The organism is Syntrophotalea sp. (assembly GCF_050253115.1).
In the GTDB taxonomy this organism is placed as follows: Bacteria; Desulfobacterota; Desulfuromonadia; order Desulfuromonadales; family Syntrophotaleaceae; genus Syntrophotalea; species Syntrophotalea acetylenica.
This window is the reverse complement of the sequence record NZ_JBFWJQ010000019.1, coordinates 1-19,516: the sequence shown is the minus strand read 5'-3', so window position 1 is coordinate 19,516 and position 19,516 is coordinate 1. Positions and strand designations below refer to the sequence as shown.

At 58.7% G+C, this 19,516-nt stretch carries 24 protein-coding genes and 1 tRNA gene; 13 read left to right on the top strand and 12 right to left on the bottom strand.

Annotated features, from left to right (window positions below; translation table 11 throughout):
* Window positions 1-72: 72 nt before the first annotated feature.
* Window positions 73-1,545: a ketol-acid reductoisomerase gene (gene ilvC / locus AB7E65_RS03685; RefSeq protein ID WP_072286935.1), complete on the bottom strand. Its 1,473-nt coding sequence runs from the start codon at window positions 1,543-1,545 to the stop codon at window positions 73-75.
* A gap of 136 nt (window positions 1,546-1,681) precedes the next feature.
* On the opposite strand from ilvC, the gene ilvY reads away from it, so the two are divergent.
* Entirely contained in the window at window positions 1,682-2,581 is a 900-nt protein-coding gene (gene ilvY / locus AB7E65_RS03680) for an HTH-type transcriptional activator IlvY (protein WP_072286934.1), read from the top strand.
* 6 nt (window positions 2,582-2,587) lie between these two features.
* Here ilvY and AB7E65_RS03675 read toward each other — a convergent pair whose 3' ends face one another.
* The 5 genes from AB7E65_RS03675 to AB7E65_RS03655 form a co-directional block, all read right to left on the bottom strand.
* Window positions 2,588-3,631 (bottom strand): KamA family radical SAM protein, encoded by a 1,044-nt coding sequence (locus AB7E65_RS03675; RefSeq protein ID WP_072286933.1) that lies wholly within the window; start codon window positions 3,629-3,631, stop codon window positions 2,588-2,590.
* 136 nt (window positions 3,632-3,767) lie between these two features.
* The gene (locus AB7E65_RS03670; RefSeq protein WP_072286932.1) at window positions 3,768-5,348 is read right to left on the bottom strand and encodes a B12-binding domain-containing radical SAM protein; all 1,581 of its coding nucleotides are present in this window, start codon (window positions 5,346-5,348) and stop codon (window positions 3,768-3,770) included.
* Between the two features lie 3 nt (window positions 5,349-5,351).
* Window positions 5,352-5,774, bottom strand: a complete 423-nt coding sequence (locus AB7E65_RS03665) for a MauE/DoxX family redox-associated membrane protein (protein ID WP_072286931.1) — start codon at window positions 5,772-5,774, stop codon at window positions 5,352-5,354.
* Window positions 5,771-6,277 (bottom strand): rhodanese-like domain-containing protein, encoded by a 507-nt coding sequence (locus AB7E65_RS03660; RefSeq protein WP_072286930.1) that lies wholly within the window; start codon window positions 6,275-6,277, stop codon window positions 5,771-5,773. Before AB7E65_RS03660 ends, AB7E65_RS03665 begins: the two co-directional genes overlap by 4 nt.
* Window positions 6,270-6,485 (bottom strand): SlyX family protein, encoded by a 216-nt coding sequence (locus tag AB7E65_RS03655; protein ID WP_158514010.1) that lies wholly within the window; start codon window positions 6,483-6,485, stop codon window positions 6,270-6,272. Before AB7E65_RS03655 ends, AB7E65_RS03660 begins: the two co-directional genes overlap by 8 nt.
* Window positions 6,486-6,765: 280 nt before the next feature.
* Between AB7E65_RS03655 and AB7E65_RS03650 the strand changes: the two genes are divergently transcribed.
* Window positions 6,766-7,596: a potassium channel family protein gene (locus AB7E65_RS03650; RefSeq protein ID WP_072286928.1), complete on the top strand. Its 831-nt coding sequence runs from the start codon at window positions 6,766-6,768 to the stop codon at window positions 7,594-7,596.
* 21 nt (window positions 7,597-7,617) lie between these two features.
* On the opposite strand, the gene AB7E65_RS03645 is transcribed toward AB7E65_RS03650, so the two are convergent.
* Window positions 7,618-7,941, bottom strand: coding sequence for a peptide chain release factor family protein (locus AB7E65_RS03645; protein WP_072286927.1), 324 nt, complete (start codon window positions 7,939-7,941; stop codon window positions 7,618-7,620).
* A 63-nt stretch (window positions 7,942-8,004) separates the two neighbouring features.
* Here AB7E65_RS03645 and AB7E65_RS03640 point away from each other — a divergent pair, with 63 nt between their 5' ends.
* The 6 genes from AB7E65_RS03640 (at window position 8,005) to gcvH (ending at window position 11,625) form a co-directional block, all read left to right on the top strand.
* Entirely contained in the window at window positions 8,005-8,544 is a 540-nt protein-coding gene (locus tag AB7E65_RS03640; RefSeq protein ID WP_083558663.1) for a glycine cleavage system protein R, read from the top strand.
* 4 nt (window positions 8,545-8,548) lie between these two features.
* A complete protein-coding gene (def, locus tag AB7E65_RS03635) occupies window positions 8,549-9,052 on the top strand; it encodes a peptide deformylase (protein WP_072286925.1) in 504 nt (167 codons plus the stop codon).
* A gap of 154 nt (window positions 9,053-9,206) precedes the next feature.
* The gene (gene cdd, locus AB7E65_RS03630; protein ID WP_072286924.1) at window positions 9,207-9,644 is read left to right on the top strand and encodes a cytidine deaminase; all 438 of its coding nucleotides are present in this window, start codon (window positions 9,207-9,209) and stop codon (window positions 9,642-9,644) included.
* Window positions 9,645-9,652: 8 nt separating this feature from the next.
* Window positions 9,653-10,444 (top strand): nucleoside phosphorylase, encoded by a 792-nt coding sequence (locus AB7E65_RS03625; protein WP_072286923.1) that lies wholly within the window; start codon window positions 9,653-9,655, stop codon window positions 10,442-10,444.
* A gap of 118 nt (window positions 10,445-10,562) precedes the next feature.
* Entirely contained in the window at window positions 10,563-10,820 is a 258-nt protein-coding gene (locus AB7E65_RS03620; protein WP_072286922.1) for an FmdB family zinc ribbon protein, read from the top strand.
* A 418-nt stretch (window positions 10,821-11,238) separates the two neighbouring features.
* Window positions 11,239-11,625: a glycine cleavage system protein GcvH gene (gcvH, locus tag AB7E65_RS03615; RefSeq protein WP_072286921.1), complete on the top strand. Its 387-nt coding sequence runs from the start codon at window positions 11,239-11,241 to the stop codon at window positions 11,623-11,625.
* Window positions 11,626-11,677: 52 nt separating this feature from the next.
* Here the strand turns inward: gcvH and AB7E65_RS03610 are convergent, their stop codons facing one another.
* Window positions 11,678-12,496: an energy transducer TonB gene (locus AB7E65_RS03610; protein ID WP_072286920.1), complete on the bottom strand. Its 819-nt coding sequence runs from the start codon at window positions 12,494-12,496 to the stop codon at window positions 11,678-11,680.
* A gap of 204 nt (window positions 12,497-12,700) precedes the next feature.
* Here AB7E65_RS03610 and pta point away from each other — a divergent pair, with 204 nt between their 5' ends.
* Window positions 12,701-13,702 (top strand): phosphate acetyltransferase, encoded by a 1,002-nt coding sequence (gene pta / locus AB7E65_RS03605; RefSeq protein WP_072286919.1) that lies wholly within the window; start codon window positions 12,701-12,703, stop codon window positions 13,700-13,702.
* Between the two features lie 81 nt (window positions 13,703-13,783).
* Here the strand turns inward: pta and AB7E65_RS03600 are convergent, their stop codons facing one another.
* Window positions 13,784-15,049 carry an acetate kinase gene (locus AB7E65_RS03600; RefSeq protein ID WP_428745285.1) on the bottom strand — a complete coding sequence of 422 codons (1,266 nt, stop codon included), beginning with the start codon at window positions 15,047-15,049 and terminating at the stop codon, window positions 13,784-13,786.
* 240 nt (window positions 15,050-15,289) lie between these two features.
* Here AB7E65_RS03600 and AB7E65_RS03595 point away from each other — a divergent pair, with 240 nt between their 5' ends.
* Entirely contained in the window at window positions 15,290-15,460 is a 171-nt protein-coding gene (locus AB7E65_RS03595; protein ID WP_072286917.1) for a DUF362 domain-containing protein, read from the top strand.
* A gap of 104 nt (window positions 15,461-15,564) precedes the next feature.
* Complete coding sequence (gene tatA / locus AB7E65_RS03590) at window positions 15,565-15,756, top strand: twin-arginine translocase TatA/TatE family subunit (protein ID WP_072286916.1); 192 nt, start codon at window positions 15,565-15,567, stop codon at window positions 15,754-15,756.
* Window positions 15,757-15,813: 57 nt separating this feature from the next.
* On the opposite strand, the gene AB7E65_RS03585 is transcribed toward tatA, so the two are convergent.
* Together AB7E65_RS03585 and hpt are read right to left on the bottom strand one after the other, a co-directional pair.
* Window positions 15,814-17,043: a DUF3426 domain-containing protein gene (locus AB7E65_RS03585; RefSeq protein ID WP_320360389.1), complete on the bottom strand. Its 1,230-nt coding sequence runs from the start codon at window positions 17,041-17,043 to the stop codon at window positions 15,814-15,816.
* Window positions 17,040-17,591, bottom strand: coding sequence for a hypoxanthine phosphoribosyltransferase (gene hpt / locus AB7E65_RS03580; RefSeq protein WP_320360390.1), 552 nt, complete (start codon window positions 17,589-17,591; stop codon window positions 17,040-17,042). The genes AB7E65_RS03585 and hpt overlap by 4 nt, the downstream gene beginning before the upstream one ends.
* Window positions 17,592-17,812: 221 nt before the next feature.
* On the opposite strand from hpt, the gene AB7E65_RS03575 reads away from it, so the two are divergent.
* Entirely contained in the window at window positions 17,813-18,511 is a 699-nt protein-coding gene (locus tag AB7E65_RS03575; RefSeq protein ID WP_072286913.1) for a DUF1573 domain-containing protein, read from the top strand.
* A gap of 130 nt (window positions 18,512-18,641) precedes the next feature.
* Window positions 18,642-18,718 (top strand) — tRNA-Arg (locus tag AB7E65_RS03570).
* 170 nt (window positions 18,719-18,888) lie between these two features.
* On the opposite strand, the gene AB7E65_RS03565 is transcribed toward AB7E65_RS03570, so the two are convergent.
* On the bottom strand, window positions 18,889-19,516 hold a 628-nt coding region (locus tag AB7E65_RS03565), incomplete at its 5' end, for a hypothetical protein (protein ID WP_428745284.1).

The following is a 19,516-nucleotide window of genomic DNA, read 5'->3' as shown; positions in this document are numbered from 1 at the left end:
CAGTTGCAAAAAAGGGCGGGCTGCGCAGATGCGCGGCCCGCCCTTTTTACGACATTCCAGGAGAATATCCGTTTAAACGATGGCTTTCATGCCCTGCATGGCGGCACGCAGTTCCTCGCCCACTTCCTCGATGAGATGAGCACGGATCTCGGCATTGACGTCCACCAGGGTGCGGTTATCGACGCTGTTGTCCTTAACGGACAGCCCCTTGCCGATAACATCGGTGCCAACCTTGGCCATGAAATCCTGCAGCAGGGGCACACAGGCATGGCTGAAAAGGTAGCAGCCATATTCGGCAGTGTCGGAAATGACGCGGTTCATCTCGTAAAGTTTCTTGCGGGCAATGGTGTTGGCGATAAGCGGCGTTTCGTGCAGCGACTCGTAGTAAGCCGACTCGGGCTCGATGCCGGAAGAGACCATGGTTTCAAAGGCCAGCTCGACGCCGGCCTTGACCATGGCCACCATCAGGATCCCCTTGTCGAAATATTCCTGCTCGGAGATTTCACCGGCACCTTCGGTCTGCTCGAAGGCGGTCTTGCCGGTCTCCTCGCGCCAGGTCAGCAGCTTGACGTCGTCGTTGGCCCAGTCCTCCATCATGGTGCGGGAAAACTCACCGGACAGGATGTCGTCCATATGCTTCTCGAACAAGGAACGCATGATGTCCTTGAGTTCGGCGGCCAGCTCAAAGGCTACCAGCTTGGCCGGATTGGAGAGCCGGTCCATCATGGTGGTGATGCCGCCATGCTTGAGTGCCTCGGTGACGGTTTCCCAGCCATACTGAATAAGTTTGGCGGCGTAGGGTGCATCGATACCTTCGGCGACCATTTTGTCGAAGCACAGCAGGCTGCCGGCCTGCAGCATGCCGCAAAGGATGGTCTGCTCACCCATCAGGTCGGATTTGACCTCGGCAACAAAAGAGGATTCCAGTACCCCGGCGCGATCGCCACCCTGGGCGGAGCACAGGGCCTTGGCGATCTCCAGGCCGTCGCCGTTGGGATCATTCTCGCCGTGCACCGCGATCAGGGTCGGCACGCCAAAACCGCGTTTGTACTCTTCGCGCACTTCAGTGCCGGGGCATTTGGGAGCGACCATGATAACGGTCAGGTCCTTGCGAATCCGGGTCCCTTCCTCAACTATATTGAAACCGTGAGCATAACTGAACACCGCGCCCTGCTTCATCATCGGCACGACGGTGTTGACCACGCTGGTGTGCTGCTTGTCGGGGGTCAGATTCATGACGATGTCGGCGGTGGGAAGCATTTCTTCGTAGGTGCCGACGGCAAAACCGTTTTCGCTGGCGTTCAGATAGGACTGACGCTTCTGCTCGATGGCGCCTTTGCGCAGGGCATAGGAGACATCCAGACCGCTGTCGCGCATGTTGAGGCCCTGGTTGAGGCCCTGGGCACCGCAACCGACGATGACGATCTTTTTGCCTTTGACGTATTCGCAACCGTTAGTGAATTCAGAGGCTTCCATGAAACGGCAGGTGCCGAGTTCCTGCAGCTGACGACGCAGCGGCAGCGAGTTGAAATAATTCTGTCCCATCGTTGTTCTCCTTTATCCGGTGGTTTGCATGCAGGTCAAAATCGCCAGAGTCTACGGAAAAATACCTGATTTTGCCTATTGCGTAAATTGATTTGTTATGAATACAGTATTGCATATCACGCAATCTGGAGAGAGAATGGACATCCGTGAACTGGAAATCTTTCTGACGGTGGCCGACCTGCTTCATTTTGGGCGCGCCAGCCAGGCCTGCAACCTCAGTCCCTCCGCCCTGACACGCACCATCCAGCGACTTGAAGATGAAATCGAACAGCCCCTGTTCGTGCGTGACAACCGCCGTGTCGCCCTCACACCGGCAGGTGAGCGCTTCCGTGATTACGCGCGCCGGTCGGTACAGGAATGGAAGTCCTTTCGCGGCGCCGTCAAGGGCACGGAAGCCATCAGCGGCACCCTCTCTATCTACGCTTCCGTCACCGCCGTCTACAGCCTGCTGCCGCGGCTGCTCGAAGCGTTCCGCAGCGCTCACCGCGATGTGCAGCTGGAACTGAGCACCGGCGCCGCCGAGCGGGCCGTGGCGCAAGTGCAAAACGGCGAGATCGACCTGGCCGTCGCCGCCCTGCCCGATCGTCAGCAGGCACATCTCGAATTTCTGCCCATCATCAGCACGCCACTGCTGTTTATCGCCCCCAGGCAGAAGGAAGGACTGCCGCTGCCGCTGCGCGACGGTCAACTCGACCTGCGCCGCACGCCACTGGTGGTGCCCCAGAAAGGCTTGTCGCGACGGCGCCTCGACCAATGGCTCAGGACGCGGCGCATCCTGCCCAACATCACGTCGGAAGTGTCCGGCAACGAGGCCCTCATCGCCATGGTGCGTCTTGGCTGCGGCATCGGCATCGTGCCGGAGCTGGTGCTGGCGCGCAGCCCGTTCCGCGACGAAGTGCGCATCCTCGAAACGGCACCACAGCTGTCTCCCTATGTGGTGGGATTGTGCTCCACCCGCCGCAACCTGCAACGCCCGGTGGTAAGAGCCTTCTGGCAACTGGCGGAAAAACGCTCGGGGGTCAAGGTCGATTTCTAAGCGCTTTCACCCCTCGCGATTGGGAAACCTGATGATTTCTCCGGAGGGGGTTCGCAGTACGGCACTATCGCCCAGCCGCACCAGATACTCCGGCAGCAGGGGAATCTTGCCCTTGCCGCCCGGCGCATCAATGACATAATGGGGCACAGCGAGTCCCGACACCGGCCCGCGCAATGCCGCCACGATATTCAGGCCAGTCTCGATACGGGTACGAAAGTGCCCGGTGCCCGCCGCAAGGTCCATATGATGCAGATAGTAGGGGCGCACCCTTATTTTAAGCAGTCCCGCGACCAGATCGCGCATGATCTCCGGACGATCGTTGACCCCCCGCAGCAAGACCGTCTGGTTGCCCAGGGGCACGCCGGCATCGGCCAGCCGCCGGCAGGCTTCCGCCGACAATGCCGTCAATTCGCGCGGATGATTGAAATGGGTGTTGAAATACAAGGGATGGTAGCGGCGCAGCATATTGCACAGCCCTTCGGTAATTCGCTGCGGCAACGTTACGGGTACCCGACTGCCGATGCGGATGATCTCCACATGGGGGATGGCGCGCAACCGCCGCAACAGCCTTTCCAGCCGGTCATCTTCCAGCAGCAAAGGGTCGCCGCCGGACAGAATCACGTCACGGATGGCAGGGGTACGGGCGATGTATTCAAGCGCCACATCGAGAGCTTCGTCCGTTACCGTCATGGCAGCGCAACCGACCTTGCGCTTGCGGGTACAGAAGCGGCAGTATACGGCGCACTGGCCGCAGGCCAGCAGCAATACCCGGTCCGGGTAGCGGTGCACCACCAGCGGCACCGGAGACAGCCGCTCCTCGTGCAGTGGATCGGGATCGTCCAGGCAGGGCAGCAGCTCCCGCCGGTCGGGAATACACTGCAACCAGATGGCGTCTCCCGGATGGGCGATCAGCCCCAGATAATAAGGAGTGATGCGCATGGGATAGCGCTGCGCCACTTCATCAAGCGCGCCGTGCTCCACACCAAAGCGATCCCTTAAAACAGCGGGCACGGTCAAGCTTTCGATCAATTGTTTTTGCCAGATGTCCATATATGCCAAACGCCTCCACCGGCGCAGATTTACCACAGGGCGCACAGCATGTCCATGCTCCAAACCCCGAGCCGGAAACCTCACGCCTTCTCGCCTTAACCCGGTATCCATCCGCCGTTTCCGGATGGACAGCAACCTAAAACCTGTGGAATGGCGGTTGCGGGCGGAAGAAAAACGCGTGATTGGAGGTAAACAGGGGCGGCGTCCGGTTGACGATGGCCTTGATGGCCGGCGATGCCAGCAGCTCCTGCTGCAAAAACCGCCGGGCCGCCCTACGCACCGTGGCGTTTTCATCAACGGGCAGATAAAGGTCCAACGGCGGAATGTTTTCCGTCGCGCCGGCGAGGGCCGAATGCCGCGGCATGTTCATGATGGCCAGATTGAGAAAATCGATACAGTCGGCGTGGCTTTCCAGAAAATCTCTGGTAAGCCTGGCATCCTCCCGCGTTTCGCCGGGTGTTCCCAGCAACACATAGACATAGGTGGCGATGCCCGCCTGCCTGAGTTTTCGAAGTATTGCGGAAGCCGTCGCGACGCGGGTTCCCTTGCGCAGCCGGTCGAGCACCGCCTGGCTGCCGCTTTCCAGACCCAGCTGCAGCAAGCGGCAACCGCCCAGGGCGAGTCGGTCGATGAGGTCGCCCTGCAGCAGCGCCGGCTCAAAGCGCACAAAACCGTGCCATGACAGATCCTGCAATTGCTCCGCCTGAACGGCCATCGCCTGCAGTGCTGCCGGAGGGATGGCATCGTCCGTCAGATGAAAATGCCGCACCTTCCATCGTTCGGCAAGTTCGAGCAGCAGTTGAGGCAGGGCCTGTCCCGAAAAGGACCGGAAAGGATGAGTCGGGCTGGCGGCTTCGGGACAAAACAGGCAGTGCGCCCAGTAGCAGCCGCGCGACGCACTGATTGGCAGCACCGGATGCGGGGACATATATCCCGCGGGATCGAGTCCGTCGAAATCGGGAGCAAGCGCCAGTTGCGCCGGATTCGAAACGACATAGGGCTGGCCCGCCGGATTCTCAAACAGATCGCACAAGGGCTGTTCGCCGGGGCCGGTCACCAGGTGATCGAACCCCGGGAGTTGCAGGTCATTGTCTCTTAAGGCCCCCCCCCAGGAACTGATCATGCCGCCACCGGCCACCAGCGGCACGCCTGGAAAACGCTTTCGCAACAGGCCGGCCAGCTCGAAAGCCGGCAACACCTGGTGACGATAGTTGATGGACAGCGCCAGCAAAGACGGCTTATGCCGCGCCAGAGCCACCAGCAGGCTGTCGCGGAAATAATCGTGAAACAAGGTGCGGGCCTGTCCGCTCGCCAGTGTTTCCAGATCCGGCAGGGAAAATTCGGACAGCTGCCCGTGACGGTAATCACCCAGGGTGAGACGTTCATCGCCGGCAGATCCGCCATACAGGCTCAGGGCATCGTTGAGATAGCGGACCGCGGTGGCATAACGCGCGGGACTGGCGACGGCATCCGGAGAACCAAGCAGTTGCAATGCTCCGTCGGCATGGCGCAACGCCCGTTGAAGACGCGTCGAAAGATCCCGGCTGACGACAGTGGCCAGGGTGCGCGGATGCAGCAGGTAATGGTAAGCATCGCGATTGGCGTCAAAAACCCCAACCGTTATGCCCCGGGCGCGCAGGTAGGCCTGCAGGACCGCCACACCCAGCGGCGGCTCGCCAGCCTTGGCTGCGGGAGGATGAATGAGCAGCAGGGACATGGCTCAGACGCGCCGCCATCCCCGGCCGAAAAAGGTCACGGCGGCCAGCACCATCAGGCCGGCGTCGCGCCACAGGGCCGCCTGAACGGAAGTCTGAGCACCGGGCCGAAAGCAGCCGCAATCGATATCGAGGCCGCGCACCAGCAGGGATGTCAGGGCCACCATGAAAACCAGGTTCAACCCCCCGATCACCAGGGTCGCGGGCCGGAGTTTGTGCTGCACCACCAGCAACAGGCCGGCCAGCATTTCCACGTATGGCAAGGTGGACGCTACCAGAAAATTCAGCCGATACGGCAGGATTTTATAGTTGGCGATTTCGCCGGCAAATCCAGCCGGATCGAGGGCCTTGACCACGCCGGCGTATAGAAACAAGCCGCCAAGCAGCAGCCGGCAGAAATGATACAGAATCGGCCTGCGATAATTCATGGTTGTCCCTTTTCCACCGGCAGGCCGGCATCCTGCCACTCGGGCAGCCCCCCCTCGTACACCCGCACGTCCCGGTAACCGGCCGCCATCAGGCGCTGGGCCAGCAGAAAAGAATCCTCACAGCTGTAGCCGCTGCAATAGGCAACCAGCGGACGATCGAAAGGCTGTTCCCCGAGGAAGGCTTCAAGCCGCGCATTGATTTCCCCCCAGGGCAAACTGCGCGCCCCCGGAAGACGCCCCTGCAGATAAAGATCGACGTTGCGCGCATCAATCAGCAGCACCGTATCGACATCCAATTCCCGCAATTCCCCGAGGGCTATCGGCATCGGCAGCAGCTCCTGATCCGGCAGGGAACGCGCGGAAACGGCGGCAGGTGGTTGCCCGAACCATACATGCCAGAGCAACCGGCCGTTGACCGCCATGCCGACCAGGACACCGGTAGCCACGATCAGCGCGGCATCACGCAACCATTGCGCCAGATTTTCACGCGAGGGATTATTCATCGGGAGACTCGGGAAGTTCGGGCGAAAGGGCTCTGAGCATCTGCCGGAACATGTCGTTCTGCTTGCGCAGCACAGCGATGGTAGCGGCGCTTTCGGTCAACACCTCGTTCAGCTCGTCGATCTGACGCGCCTGATGGGTAAAACGAATTTCCAACCCGATCATGCGCTCTTCCAATTCCGCCAGGCGGTTCAAAAAGGTTTCATTCATGCGGATCATGCTAGCAAAACCCCCGCCATGAAGCAATACGCCTTATGACGGGAGGTGGCGACGCAACCGCCGGCATGCGCCATTTATTCTGATATGGACTTTGGCGCCGCGGACCGCTATCCTGATGTTGCCTTCACGACGTCGACAACATCGGCGGCGTGTGGGATGGTTGGATTAACCGTTGAGGTTCCACGCGCTTTTTATAGCAGCGCGGCGCCACCAAGCTCCCTTGCCGCAGAGTCTGGGATAAGATCACAAAATCCGGAGAGGAACCGCCATCATGCACGCAGCCAAGGAGCGCATGCGCCTGCGCATTTACCTGGCTATTTTCGTTTTTGTCCTGGTTTCAGGTACCATCGGCTTCATGCTTGCCGAGCACCTGTCGGCCGTCGATGCGATCTATTTCACCATCGTGACCATCGCCACGGTCGGCTACGGTGATATTTCTCCCGTAACGCCCCTTGGCAAAACCCTTGCCGTGCTGCTGATCATCACCGGGGTAGGGACGTTCCTCAGCACCCTGGCCGCCGCCACCGAGGTTTTTCTCAGTCGCCGCGACCATCAACTGCGGCAACGCAAACTGCAGATGGTGATGGGCCTGTTTTTCAGCGAAGTGGGATGCGAGTTGTTGCGCCATTGCGCCAAAGCCGACAAACATGGCGCAGGGCTGGCCCAGAGCCTGGCGATCAGTGGCTCCTGGGCAGCACGGGATTTCGAGCAGGCGCATCGGGGACTTTCGGACCACGTCTTCGAAATCTTGCACGAGCGCCTCGATCTGCCTTCCCTGCGGACCCTGCTCCAGGCGCAGGGCCCGCTGCTGGTGCGGCTGCTGGAAAGCCCCTACCTGCTGGAACATGAAAGGTTCACCGATCTGCTCATCGCCACCCTGCACCTCAAAGAGGAACTGCAGCATCGCCAGCACTTTGAGGATCTGCCGGACAGCGACCTGCAGCACCTGGCAGGCGACGTTTGCCGTTACTACCGGCTGGCTGCCGCGCAATGGCTCGATTACGCGCAGCGACTGCTGATCCATTACCCGTTTCTGTATTCGCTGGCAGTGCGCGCCAATCCTTTTGTGCCCGAGGCAAATGCGGTGGTGCGCAGCGTGTGAAGCTGCCAATCGACTGAGAGATTACGCATCGGGCAATGACCGGCGCTGCCGCTTGCGTTCGGAATGTTGCCGCTTGGCTTGCAAACGCCTCTCTTTTGCCGCCTTGCCGGGCCTGGTGGCGATACGGCGAGGCGCTTTTCGCTGCAGAGCCGCCAGTCTTGCTGCCATCCGTTGCAGGGCCTTTTCCAGATTGGCCTGTCGGGAACGCTGTTCGGAGGCGGTAACGGTTATGCCGCTGGGCCGGTGATGGATGCGCACCGCCGTCTCGGTCTTGTTCCTGTGCTGCCCGCCCGGACCGCCGGCCTTGTAATACGTGATTTCCAGGTCATGCTTGTGCAGGGACATGTTGCCTCCGGGAATGTCTCTCCCATGTATCAACGTGCGCTTTCGAACAGGAGGACGTTCGCAATGAATCATTTTGCTCTGACAATTATAGGCCGGGATCACCCCGGCATCGTGGCCAGTGTTACGGAAATTCTTTTCCGGCTCGGATGCAATATCGCCGATTCGAGCTGTACCATTCTCGGGGGGCAGTTCGCCATGATCCTGATTCTGTCCCCCCCTGAAGGGATAGGGCCTCCGGCCTTCGAAGCGGCCTTTGATGGTCTTGAAAAAGAGGGGTTGTCGGTATTTGTTCGCAAGCTGCAACCCGGTGGCGAAACCGCGCCCCGAATCGAAGGGGAGCTTTGCATGATTTCCGTTTACGGATCGGACAAACCGGGCATTGTCTTTCCCGTAGCGAAGGCCCTGGGGGATCGACGGATCAACATCACCGATCTTAACACCAAACTGATCGGTACGGCGGATAATCCGGTGTATGTCATGATGATCGAGGCGGTGCTGCCACCCGGGTTTTCCTTCGAAGATCTTGCGGTGCTGCTCGACAAACTGAAGAAAGAGCTGCTGGTCGATATTTCCTTGAGATCCATAACCCCCGTGGAGCTGTGAGGCCATGGCGGTCAAGGATATTCTTGTCTATCCCCACCCTTTGCTCAAAACCATCTGCACCCCCGTGGAGCACAGGGATACGTCGGTCGATATCCTGATCCAGGATCTCATCGATACCATGATGGCCGCCGGCCACTCGGTCGGCGTGGCCGCGCCACAGATCGGCGTCACGCGACGCGTGCTGGTTGTCGACGTATCCCGCAGCAAGCTCGGAAAAAACGACAGCCACGGCCTGCTGACAATGATCAACCCCGAAATTCTCGAAACAGAAGGCCTCCGCTCTTCCAGGGAGGGTTGCATGAGCGTGCCCGATTATACCGGCAACGTTGAACGTGCCGAAAGCGTGGTGGTGCAGTATCGTGATCGCGATGGGCACGGACGCGCCATCCGGGCCAACGGCTTTGAAGCCACGGCGTTGCAGCATGAAATCGACCACCTCGACGGCCTGTTGTTTCTCGACCGCGTCACAAGCCTGAAAACCGACCTGTTCCGCCGCAAGAAACGCTGACTGGGCCGGCTGGAAGCCTGCGCCAGCCTCCGTCGCCCGTTACCGTACCGCCGAACCCGATAAACCCGTATTGGATCTCGGAGGTTATCCACAAACGGCACCTTTATTCCACAAGTTATTCACAATTGCTGTGGCTCTCGGGAGATATCACATCATGCCATCGGACCGTTTGCCTTCCTGTTACGAACTCGAGCAGGCCGCGCGCCTGGCCGTGCAGAATAGCTACTGCCCCTATAGCGGTTTCGCCGTAGGGGCCGCACTGCTCACCGGGCAAGGCCTTATTGTCACCGGTTGTAACATCGAAAACGCCTCCTACGGGCTGACTCTTTGCGCCGAGCGGGTCGCCCTGGCGCGAGCGGTGGCGGACGGGCACCGCCATTTCACCGAACTGCTGCTGTTTACCCCCACGATGACGCCGGTTCCGCCTTGCGGCGCCTGCCTGCAGATGCTTGCGGAGTTCGCGCCGCAACTGCGCATCACCGCCCTGTGCGATGGCGGAACAAGGCTTGTCGGGTCCCTGCCCGACTTCTTGCCGCACGCTTTCGTGTCATCGAAGGGACCCTGGCCACAGCCATCTTCTCAAGGGAGATAAAACACGTCATGCCTGCTTCTTTGACCTGCTACCATCTCGGTTTTGGCCTCGCGGATCTCGGCACCGCGCCACCGACCACCGCCCTGCTATGCGGCGCCCCGGAGCGTGCCAGACAGATCGCCCTGGCAACCGACGGCGTTTTCTGCATCAAGCCGTTGTCGGAAAATCGCGGCCTGCACAGCTATCTGGCCACCCTCGACAAGCGCCTGCCCCTGCTGGTCGCCACCAGCGGCATGGGCGCGCCGTCCCTGAGCATCGTCGTCAACGAACTGTTCGCTCTCGGCGTGCGACGCATAATTCGGGTCGGCACCTGCGGATCCATCCAGGACCATGTCAAGACGGGCAGCATCGTTATTTCTCAGGCCGCGCTTTGCCGGCAGGGCGCCGCCGACGACATCGCGCCGCCGGAATACCCGGCGACCGCGGATCCTTTCCTTACCGTGGAACTGGTCACGGCGGCGCGCAGGCTCGGACTTGACCATCATCTGGGCCTGACCGCCTCCGTGGACACCTTTTACGAAGGGCAGGAACGCTGCAACACCTCGGCCAACCCACACCTGCTGCGACGTCTGCAGGGCATCACCGAAGAATACCGCCGACTTAACATCCTCAATTACGAAATGGAGGCCGGCACCCTGTTCAAAATGGCCGGGGTTTACGGTTTTTCGGCCGGTTGTGTCTGCGGCGTGCTCGCCGATCGCGTCGCCGGCGAATCCATCGTCCCTGGTCGGAAGGACATGGCGCAGAAAAATGCCATACGCGTGGCACTGGAAGCCCTGCGCACCCCGGTCTGCTCCTGAGCCGAAACCACAGGTCGTGGGCAAAGCCGCTCCGGCGAAATACGATCCGCCCCTTGACAAACGGGGACGCGAGTGACTAAATTGAGCGCGAATTCTGATCTATGGAGGTCTTTTCGCTATGCCCATGTACGAATATCGCTGCGACGCCTGCGGTCTGGTCTTCGAGGCGCGCCAGAAATTTTCCGATGCACCGCTCAGTCAATGCCCCGAGTGCAAGGGGCCCGTGCACAAGCTCATCTCCCAATCGGCCTTCGCCCTCAAGGGCGGCGGCTGGTACAACCAGGGCTACTCATCCTCCGGCAAGCCCGCCGCCTGCAGTGCAGGGGGTACGGAAGCAAGCTGCGCCGGCTGCCCCAAAGCCGCCAGCAATGCCTGATAATCCCGCGGCCCCCGATCCTTACGGGGGCCATTTTTTATCGGCCGGCCACCTGGTTTTCATCCGGAAACGGCCCTTTTCCGCCGTGGCGGCGCCAATCCGCGGGCTTGCTTGTGATACGGGCCATCCATAGCAGTGGCAAACCGTGGTCCTTTGCCCTCCCGCAAGCGGTCAACGGACACGCCAGTCCACCCTCCCGATCAAACAGCTGCCGAAGCAGGTCCGAAAAACGATTGCCCGCCGCGGTTCTTGCCTTTACATCGCCTGCCCTTTTCCGTATATTTTCGCACGAAATCAGCCAGAATCCCGGTTGAAGGCCGGCACAGGCTTGTGTATCTTTGAATCGACAATACCACAGATAAAAATCACCATAAGCGGAATGCCTCTGTTCCGGATCAGGGTTATGAAGGGAGATCCCATGCTTTTTCCCGAGGAATTGTATTACAACGAAGACCACGTCTGGATTGAGGAAGACGGCGGACAGGCAACCATCGGCGTCACCGAATATCTGCAGGACGAGCTGGCTGAAGCCCTCTCCATCGAATTGCCCGAGGTGGGCACCGAACTTGAGATGGGTGACACCCTCGCCACCATCGAACTGCGGCAGGGCACGCTGGAAATCTATTCGCCACTGTCCGGCGAAGTGCTGGAGGCCAACCAGGACCTCACCGATTCCCCTGACTGGCTCAGTTCTTCTCCTTATGAGGATGGCTGGATCGTGCGCCTGAAGCTGGTGGAGGCAGATGAACTGGAAGACCTGATGGACGCCGACAATTATACCGAGTTTGTCCAGGGGGAGAACTGAGCCGGTTTTCCGCTTTTCTCCACCGGAGGGGACATGCGCCCGGATTCCTGCATCAGCGCCCGAAAATGTCGCGGCCCATTTCGCCCCGGGAGAGGCGGTACTGAAAATAGGCCATAATGGTGAGTTGGTCCTTGGGGAAGGATGAAGGCAGATTGCCATAGGACGCACCGCGATATACGGCGGCCACCGCTTCACGATCGAGGGTCGGATATCCGGAACTTTCCAGCACATCCGCCGTTTCGACGCTGCCATCCCTGTTGATGACGATGCGTAGCAAGCAAACCCCCGACTCCCCGCGTTCGGCCGCCTGGCGCGGGTAGTTCCAGACCTGGTAAATGTTGTCGCGGAACCGTTTGAAGAAGGACGCCAGCAGATCCTTTTCCGTATCGAGCCAGACAGCCTCGCCTTCCTGTACATCCTTGCGATATTTGTTGGCCCACCCTTTCTGCAAGCGCTCCTGCGTGGTTTTGGAAAGGCCCAGATCCAGAGCCTCGGGACTCGGGGCCGGCCCCGCGTCACCGACCGGACGCTGCGCCGGCGTGGCGGCGGGCCGGGAATCGGCGGGAGGCACAGGCCGGCGATCTTCCGGGGCATCTCCCCGCGGGGCCGTCTCCCTTGGCGCCACCCGATCCACCGGCGCCTGTCTTTGCGCCGGTTTTTGGCGGGGTTCGGCAGGCGCCGCCGGCGGGACATCGAGTTCACGCAGGCTTGGTTGCGGCGGGCGCACCTCGACCACAACGGGTTTCCGGGGGGCTGACACCCTCACCAGCCTGTCGGCCGGCACGACATACAGCAGCAGCAGATGCAGCAGCAGAGACAGGATAATGAAAACGGCCAGAAGGAGATCGTGACGGGAAGAGGAACGCATCATCGCCTTTATTTTCCCCACGCGCCGGTGGGAAAGTTGTGTTTTGCCGGGCATTATACATGAATCGCCCACCCTTTGACCAGCCGAGAATCCCGGCACGAGACACCGCGCAAGGGCCCTGCGCAGTCCTTAAAAGAGGTTGACCCCCCAGGGGGCATCAAGTATAAATGAGGCGCTCGTAACTTCTACATTCGAAGGAGGAACCCTATGCACTTAGTTGATCAGATCAAAGCTACGGCCCGCCAGAACCGCCAGGTGGTGGTTCTGCCCGAAGGTTACGACGACCGCATGATTCAGGCGGCCGGCCCGATCGTAAAAGACAACCTGGCTGATGTCGTTCTGCTTGGCGACCCCGGCGGGCTGCAGGCCAAAGCGGCCGAACTCGGCGCTTCCCTGGAAGGCGTTACCCTGCTCGACCCGAAAAATGCCCCCCAGCTCGACGCCTATGTCGATGAACTGGTAGAATTGCGCAAGAAAAAAGGCCTGACCCGAGAAGAGGCTCTTAAACTTATGACCGCCGATGACAATCTTTTCTTTGGCGCCATGATGGTACGCAAAGGCGATGCCGGCGGCTGCGTTGCCGGCGCCTTCAATACCACCGGCAACGTTTTGCGCGCCGCATTTCAGGTCATCGGTCCCGCACCTGGCATGAAAACCGTTTCTTCCTGTTTCATCATGGTCACCAAAACCCCCGAGTTTGGCGAAAACGGTTCCCTGATCTTTGCTGACTGTGCCGTCAATCCCAACCCCGACGCACGCGCACTGGCCGAAATCGCCGTCGCCACGGCACGCAGCTGCAAAAGCTTTCTTGGCGTCGATGCCCGGGTGGCCATGCTGTCCTTCTCCACCAAAGGCAGCGCCAAACATGAAGACCCGGACAAAGTCATCGAAGCGCTGGCCATTGCCAGGGAAATGGCGCCGGAACTGCAGATTGATGGGGAACTGCAGGCCGACGCCGCCCTGGTGCCCAAAGTCGGAGCCAGCAAAGCCCCCGGCTCCACCGTCGCCGGCAAGGCCAACACCCTTGTCTTCCCCGACCTCGACGCCGGCAACATCGGCTACAAGCTGGTTCAGCGCCTGGCCGGCGCCGAAGCCGTGGGTCCCATTATCCAGGGACTGGCCAAGCCGGTCAACGACCTGTCACGCGGCTGCTCGGTGGATGACATCATCAGCGTCACCGCCATCACCGCCGTGCAGGCCCAGGGCTGAGCATCGACGAACATCGCGCATAAAAAAAGGCCGGCGAATCAATCCGCCGGCCTTTTTTTGTCCGCATCCTTCAAGCACAGATTACTTGCGCACGTAATCCCTGGATTTGAAGGTGTAATCGAAGCTCATGTGATCGCTGTAGGAGTTTTCCAGAATACCGACCACGTCTTCGGTAAAAACAAGTTCTTCATCGGTAGGTATGACGAACACCTTGACCGGCGAGTCGGAAGTGGAGATTTCCACTTCGGCTTTTTTGGTGCGGGTCTTGAGGTTCTTTTCCTTGTCGATCTTGACCCCCAGCGCCTCGAGGCCTTCCAGCGCCTGCTGGCGGATTTCGGCTCCCATCTCGCCGACACCGGCAGTAAAGACAATGGCATCGACCTTGCCGAGCACTGCCATGTAGGAACCGACATATTTTTTAATGCGATAAGCTTCGATATCGTGCGCCAGTTTGCAGCGCTTGTCTCCAGCCTTGATCCCTTCGCCGATATCGCGGCGATCGGTATACTTGCCGGTAATGCCGAGCAAGCCGGACTTTTTGTTCAGAATGCTGTCCATCTCCTTGGCGGTGTAGCCCTCGCGCTCCATGATGAAGGTAGGGATGGCGGGATCGATATCGCCGCAACGGGTACCCATGACAGCGCCTTCGAGAGGTGTAAGGCCCATGCTGGTATCGACGCAGACGCCACCGCGAATCGCAGCGTGGGAAGCGCCGTTGCCGATGTGCAGGGTAATGATGTTGCAGTCCTTGGCATCTTTCCCGAGCAGCACGGCAGCCCGTTTGGATACATACAGATGGGACGTGCCGTGGAAACCGTAGCGGCGCACGCTGTGTTTTTCATACCACTCATAGGGCAGCGGGTAGATATAGGCTTCCTGTGGCATGGTCTGGTGAAAGGCCGTATCGAAAATCGCCACGTGCGGAACCTCGGGCAAAACTTTTTGGGCGGCCACAATGCCCATGATGTTGGGCGGATTGTGCAGCGGAGCAAGGTGCTGAACATCCTTGATCCCCTGGAGAACCTCTTCGTCGATAAGTACCGAACTGGCGAATTTTTCGCCGCCATGCACGACGCGATGACCCACGGCGGATATTTCGCTCATCGATTTAACCACGCCAGTCTTATCACCGGTCAGGGTCTTGATGATCAGCTCGATAGCGACGGTGTGGTTGGGGCAATCGTGTTCGCTCTTGTAATCCTCCCGACCGGGAACCTCGTGCGAGATAAAGGAATCGCCGATACCGACCCGTTCGACGACGCCCTTGGCGATAATCTCCTTCTTGTTCCAGTTGTAGAGCTGGTATTTTACCGATGAACTGCCGCAATTGAGTGCGAGGATATCCATAGAACCTGCTTACCTCCTATTAAAGTGTTACGGGCGGAAAAGCCGGCACCTTTCCGCCCATCGGATGGACTGGACAAACGGATAAATACTATAAGATGGCAATTGCAAATGCAAGGTCTTTGTCGGCGACGTCTTTTGCATCATTTAGGGTGGACAACCAGTAAAAAGGTGTTGTAGAATCCGCCCGAAGTATCGAGAATAAAAGCAGCAAGTGATTCTAAAGCAAAGGAGGTGAATACCTTGGCTCATACCATCACTGACGATTGCATTAACTGCGGTGCTTGTGACGACAGCTGCCCCATCGGCGCTATCGAAGAAAAAGGCGACAAACGCGTTATCGACGCTGACGCCTGCACCGACTGTGGCGCCTGTGTCGACGCATGCCCCGTTGACGCCATCAAGGCCGACTAAGCAGTCAAAAACATGACGGGCGGGAGCATCCGGACAACAGGAAGCTCCCGCCTTTCTTGTACCTTCCCGCACCCGTCATCCCGAGACAAGAAAGGGACGGCACTATGCCCGGTTTCTGGGAACTGACCCTGATCCTGATCATCATTGTGCTGTTGTTCGGCGCACGCAAGTTGCCGGAGATAGGTGCCAGCCTGGGAAAAGGGCTTACCGCCTTCCAGAAAAGCCTGCGCGGCACCCCCGACGACGACCCTGACAACGACCACACCGACAATCTCCCCCCGGAAGATCGGCATTGAAAAAGCCCCGGCTGCCTGAATTCGGCAAGACAGGGATCGCGCCCGCCAGGCCGGCCCCTACCGGGAAGCCGGTTTGGAATCGATGACCTCCACCGAAAACTCACTCAGCCCTTCCGGCAGGTTGCGGAACACGATGGTGAAGGGAACGGCCTTGCCGGCGGGAACATTAAGGTTGCTCAGAGAATCCCCGAACTGATTGTTCATCCGCTCGGCAATCCTGTCAAACGGCAAAGTTTCCAGCTCGCCGGCATCGATGGGATTGCCACAGAACACCGTCTGCTGCTGCAGCGGTGCCCCCTTGGCATCGAACAGAACCCCCTTGACGGCGATTGCCGAGCGTGATTCCCGATAATCGTTAACCGCCTCGCCCTGAATCACGAACAGCCGCCCAGCCCGCCGGTTCTGCAAAAAACCGCCATTCAATCCCAGCGTGCGGATCTGGCCGCTTTCCGTTGCCTCCGGCTGTGATCGCATCAGGGCATGCAGCCGCTCCAGCCGCATCAAAGAACCGAGCAGATCCTTCTTCCAGGCAAAGTAGCCGCCGGCTGCCCCCCCGACCAACAACAATAAAAAAAGCAGGGACAACCCTGTGCCTTTTGATTTTCGCCGGACCGGAACCCTGGCGGGAGGTGGCAGCGAGGGTTTGCCCTCCGAGCTTGCAGGAGGAGCGAACAGCCCGGCGTCACCGTCTTCCACCTCATGATCCGCCGCCCCCGCATGGAGCCCGGCCAAAGGCGACCTTGCAGCCCCTCCCGCAGCAACGGAATCCGGTGATAATTCAGAAGACGGATCCTCAACCGGCGCCTTGGTGGGTTCTGCAAAATAATCCTGCGAGTCGCCACCTTCCTCGTCCAGGGGAAAACTGCCGTCCTCAAAAGAAAATGCCTCCCCTTCATCTGCTGCCGTTTCGAACAGCGCATCGGACTTCAATTCACCGTCCTCGTCGAAAGCAGCAAAATCGAAGGCTGAATCCTCCGAAAACTCGTTCTCCAAGGTCGGATCTCCGGACAGGGAGCTGACATCGTCCCAGGATTCGCCAAAGTCGAATTCATGAAAGGCAGAGCCGCCCGTTTCAGAAAGCGCCTGGTCCCGTTCTTTGTCCGCGGAAGCGGCGGAAGGCATGGCGACATCACCAGGCCCGGTGGCGGCAGCCGAGGTTTCGTCCAACTCGGGCATAACCGTAAAAACCTTCTGACACCTGGAACAGCGGACTTTGGTGCCGGAAGGTTTCAATTTGTCATCCGCCAGCCGAAAACGGCTGACACATTCGGGACACTCCACAATCATAACGGCCTCCCCTCACCCGCAGATGACGGATCTTCAAAAATATACAGTTCAGGCAGTTCGCGATAGCGCTCCTGATAATCGAGCCCGTAACCGACCACAAACCCCTCCTCCAACGTCATGCCGACATAATCCGCTTCAATGGGGACTTTTCGATCGATGCGCTTGTCCAGCAACGTACAAACCTTCAGGGAGCGCGGCTGACGCTCCAGCAGGCGATGAAACAGCGACTGCAGGGTATATCCCGTATCGATGATATCCTCGACAATAAGGACCTCACGATCGGTTACGGAAAACTCCAGATCCTTGCGCATCTCGACAATGCCGGATGAAACCGTTTCGCAGCCATAACTGGCCATGCGCACGAAATCGACCAGCAGCGGGCAGGAAATGGCACGCGCCAGATCGGCAAAAAACAGAAAAGAGCCTTTCAGAACGCAAACCAGCAGAATTTCCCGATTCTGGTAATCCCGGTCGATCTCTCCCCCAAGCCTGCACACCTGCTCGGCGATCTGGTCCCGGGTGTAGAGAGTTTTAAAGTTTTTACGCATGAACTATTCCCAATGAGTTGAAAACCCTTTTCAAGTCCGCATGTTATAGCAACACTCAAAGGGGCTGTCAAACCCAATGCAACCGCCGGCAAGCGCCTGCAAACCAGTATCCCCCGGGGAGGGGGCTGGTTTGAAACTTCAAATAGTGCTATAAAGAACAGTCGGCGCCAACCGCATCTTGGGGCCGGCTGGAACTTTCAAATCTGCTCAGGAGATTTTTTATGAAAACACCGCACACGTTTTTTCTGGCCATTTTTTGTCTGGCTCTTCTCCCGGCGCCGGCACTGGCCGCTCCGCAGATCTTCATCTCCGACCCCGCTTTCCAGTTCGGAACGATCGCCGAAGGCGACAGATTGGAGCATGTTTTTACTTTTGCCAACCGCGGCGACCAGACCCTGTCCATTGAACGCGTGCGATCAACGTGCGGATGCACCGGCACATTGCTGTCCAGCAGGGAAATCCTCCCCGGAAAATCGGGAGAGGTAAGAATCACTTTCAATTCCAACGGCATGCGGGGCCCGATTACCAAATGGGTGTACATCTACAGCAACGATCCCGCCACCCCGAAAGCGGCACTGCGGATTGCGGGGTTGGTCAAACCCGAAATCGACATACAACCCGACCGGTTGCAGCTTACCAACATGCGACCCGGCGAAAAACGCCAGGCAGACATCACCCTTACCAACAACGGCGAACGCACCATTTTTCTGTCCAACCTTGCCACCATGCCCGCTTCGTTATCGGCAAGTCTCAGCCAGACCAGGCTGGCACCCGGCGCTTCGGCCCGCATCCGGGCAACCCTGACACTGCCTGCCGAAAAAAGCCGCCAAAACGGCTACATCACCCTCTCGACAAGCAGTCCCCGCAGCCCGAAACTGCGCATTTCAGTGTTTGGCGTCGGACGCGAACGGACGCCCTGACCAACAGGCGAGCACCCTGCAAACCACTGCTTCGCAGGGAGTAAAACACACACTCCTGCGCCTGGCGGACAAAAAGGCTGCAAATTGACGTTGCATTTCCTCGAAGGATGAGTTATATAGTTGAGTCCGCGCGCGATTAGCTCAGCTGGATAGAGCGTTGGCCTCCGGAGCCAAAGGTCACAAGTTCGAATCTTGTATCGCGCGCCAAAATTTCAAGGGATTTCCGACACTTACTTGAATATCGGAAATCCCTTTTTGTTTTCCAAAAACCCGTTCTGTCACATTGAGTGTGACAGATTTGTGCCAAAACCAACTATGTCCGTCAATCCTGGCCAGCCTTTCTGTGACCCAATTGCGACGAGACCGAACAAATCTGTTTAAAAAAGAGGGGCAGTATTCCGGGGCAGGCCAAAAAACTCCCTGATCTCGTTTTCTATTTTTCTTTCCCGTTCATTCTTCAGCACATCAATCTCCAAAGATGCAAGGGAAGGTCTGAAAAAGGGTGAACCCGGCAGGCATCTGAGGTGATAGAACCACTCCTCCCCATCTTCTTCTGCAGCCATGGGAGAATTCGCCCATAGCCGATATTTTTCCATCAGGTCTTCGTCAGTGCAATACAGCCCCAAGTCTTCTTCCGGAATTTCATTACAAATGCTATTTTTGCTTTGAAACAAATGTGGAAAAGGTGCCTCTTCCTCAAGGGGCAAAATGTTTGCCACCTCGGCTGGCACTAATGTCCGTAAAGGCCAGGCAATCTCATCTCGGCTCAATCCTTCCTGCAAAAAATAGCTATCGATAACCCCCCAATAAGCTGCCTTTTCAGGCAAGGAGCCATCCCCCGGCAGACGTTTCCAGAACTTTTTCTCCATTTTGGCACATCGTTCTACACTATCTTTCCTCAAGGTACACTTAGAGCTTGGCCAAAACCATACTGGAGATAACTGCATTTGTCCTGCAGGAGTCAGAATCCAACCGACCGGCGGATGGCCTTCCTTTTCGAGAGAT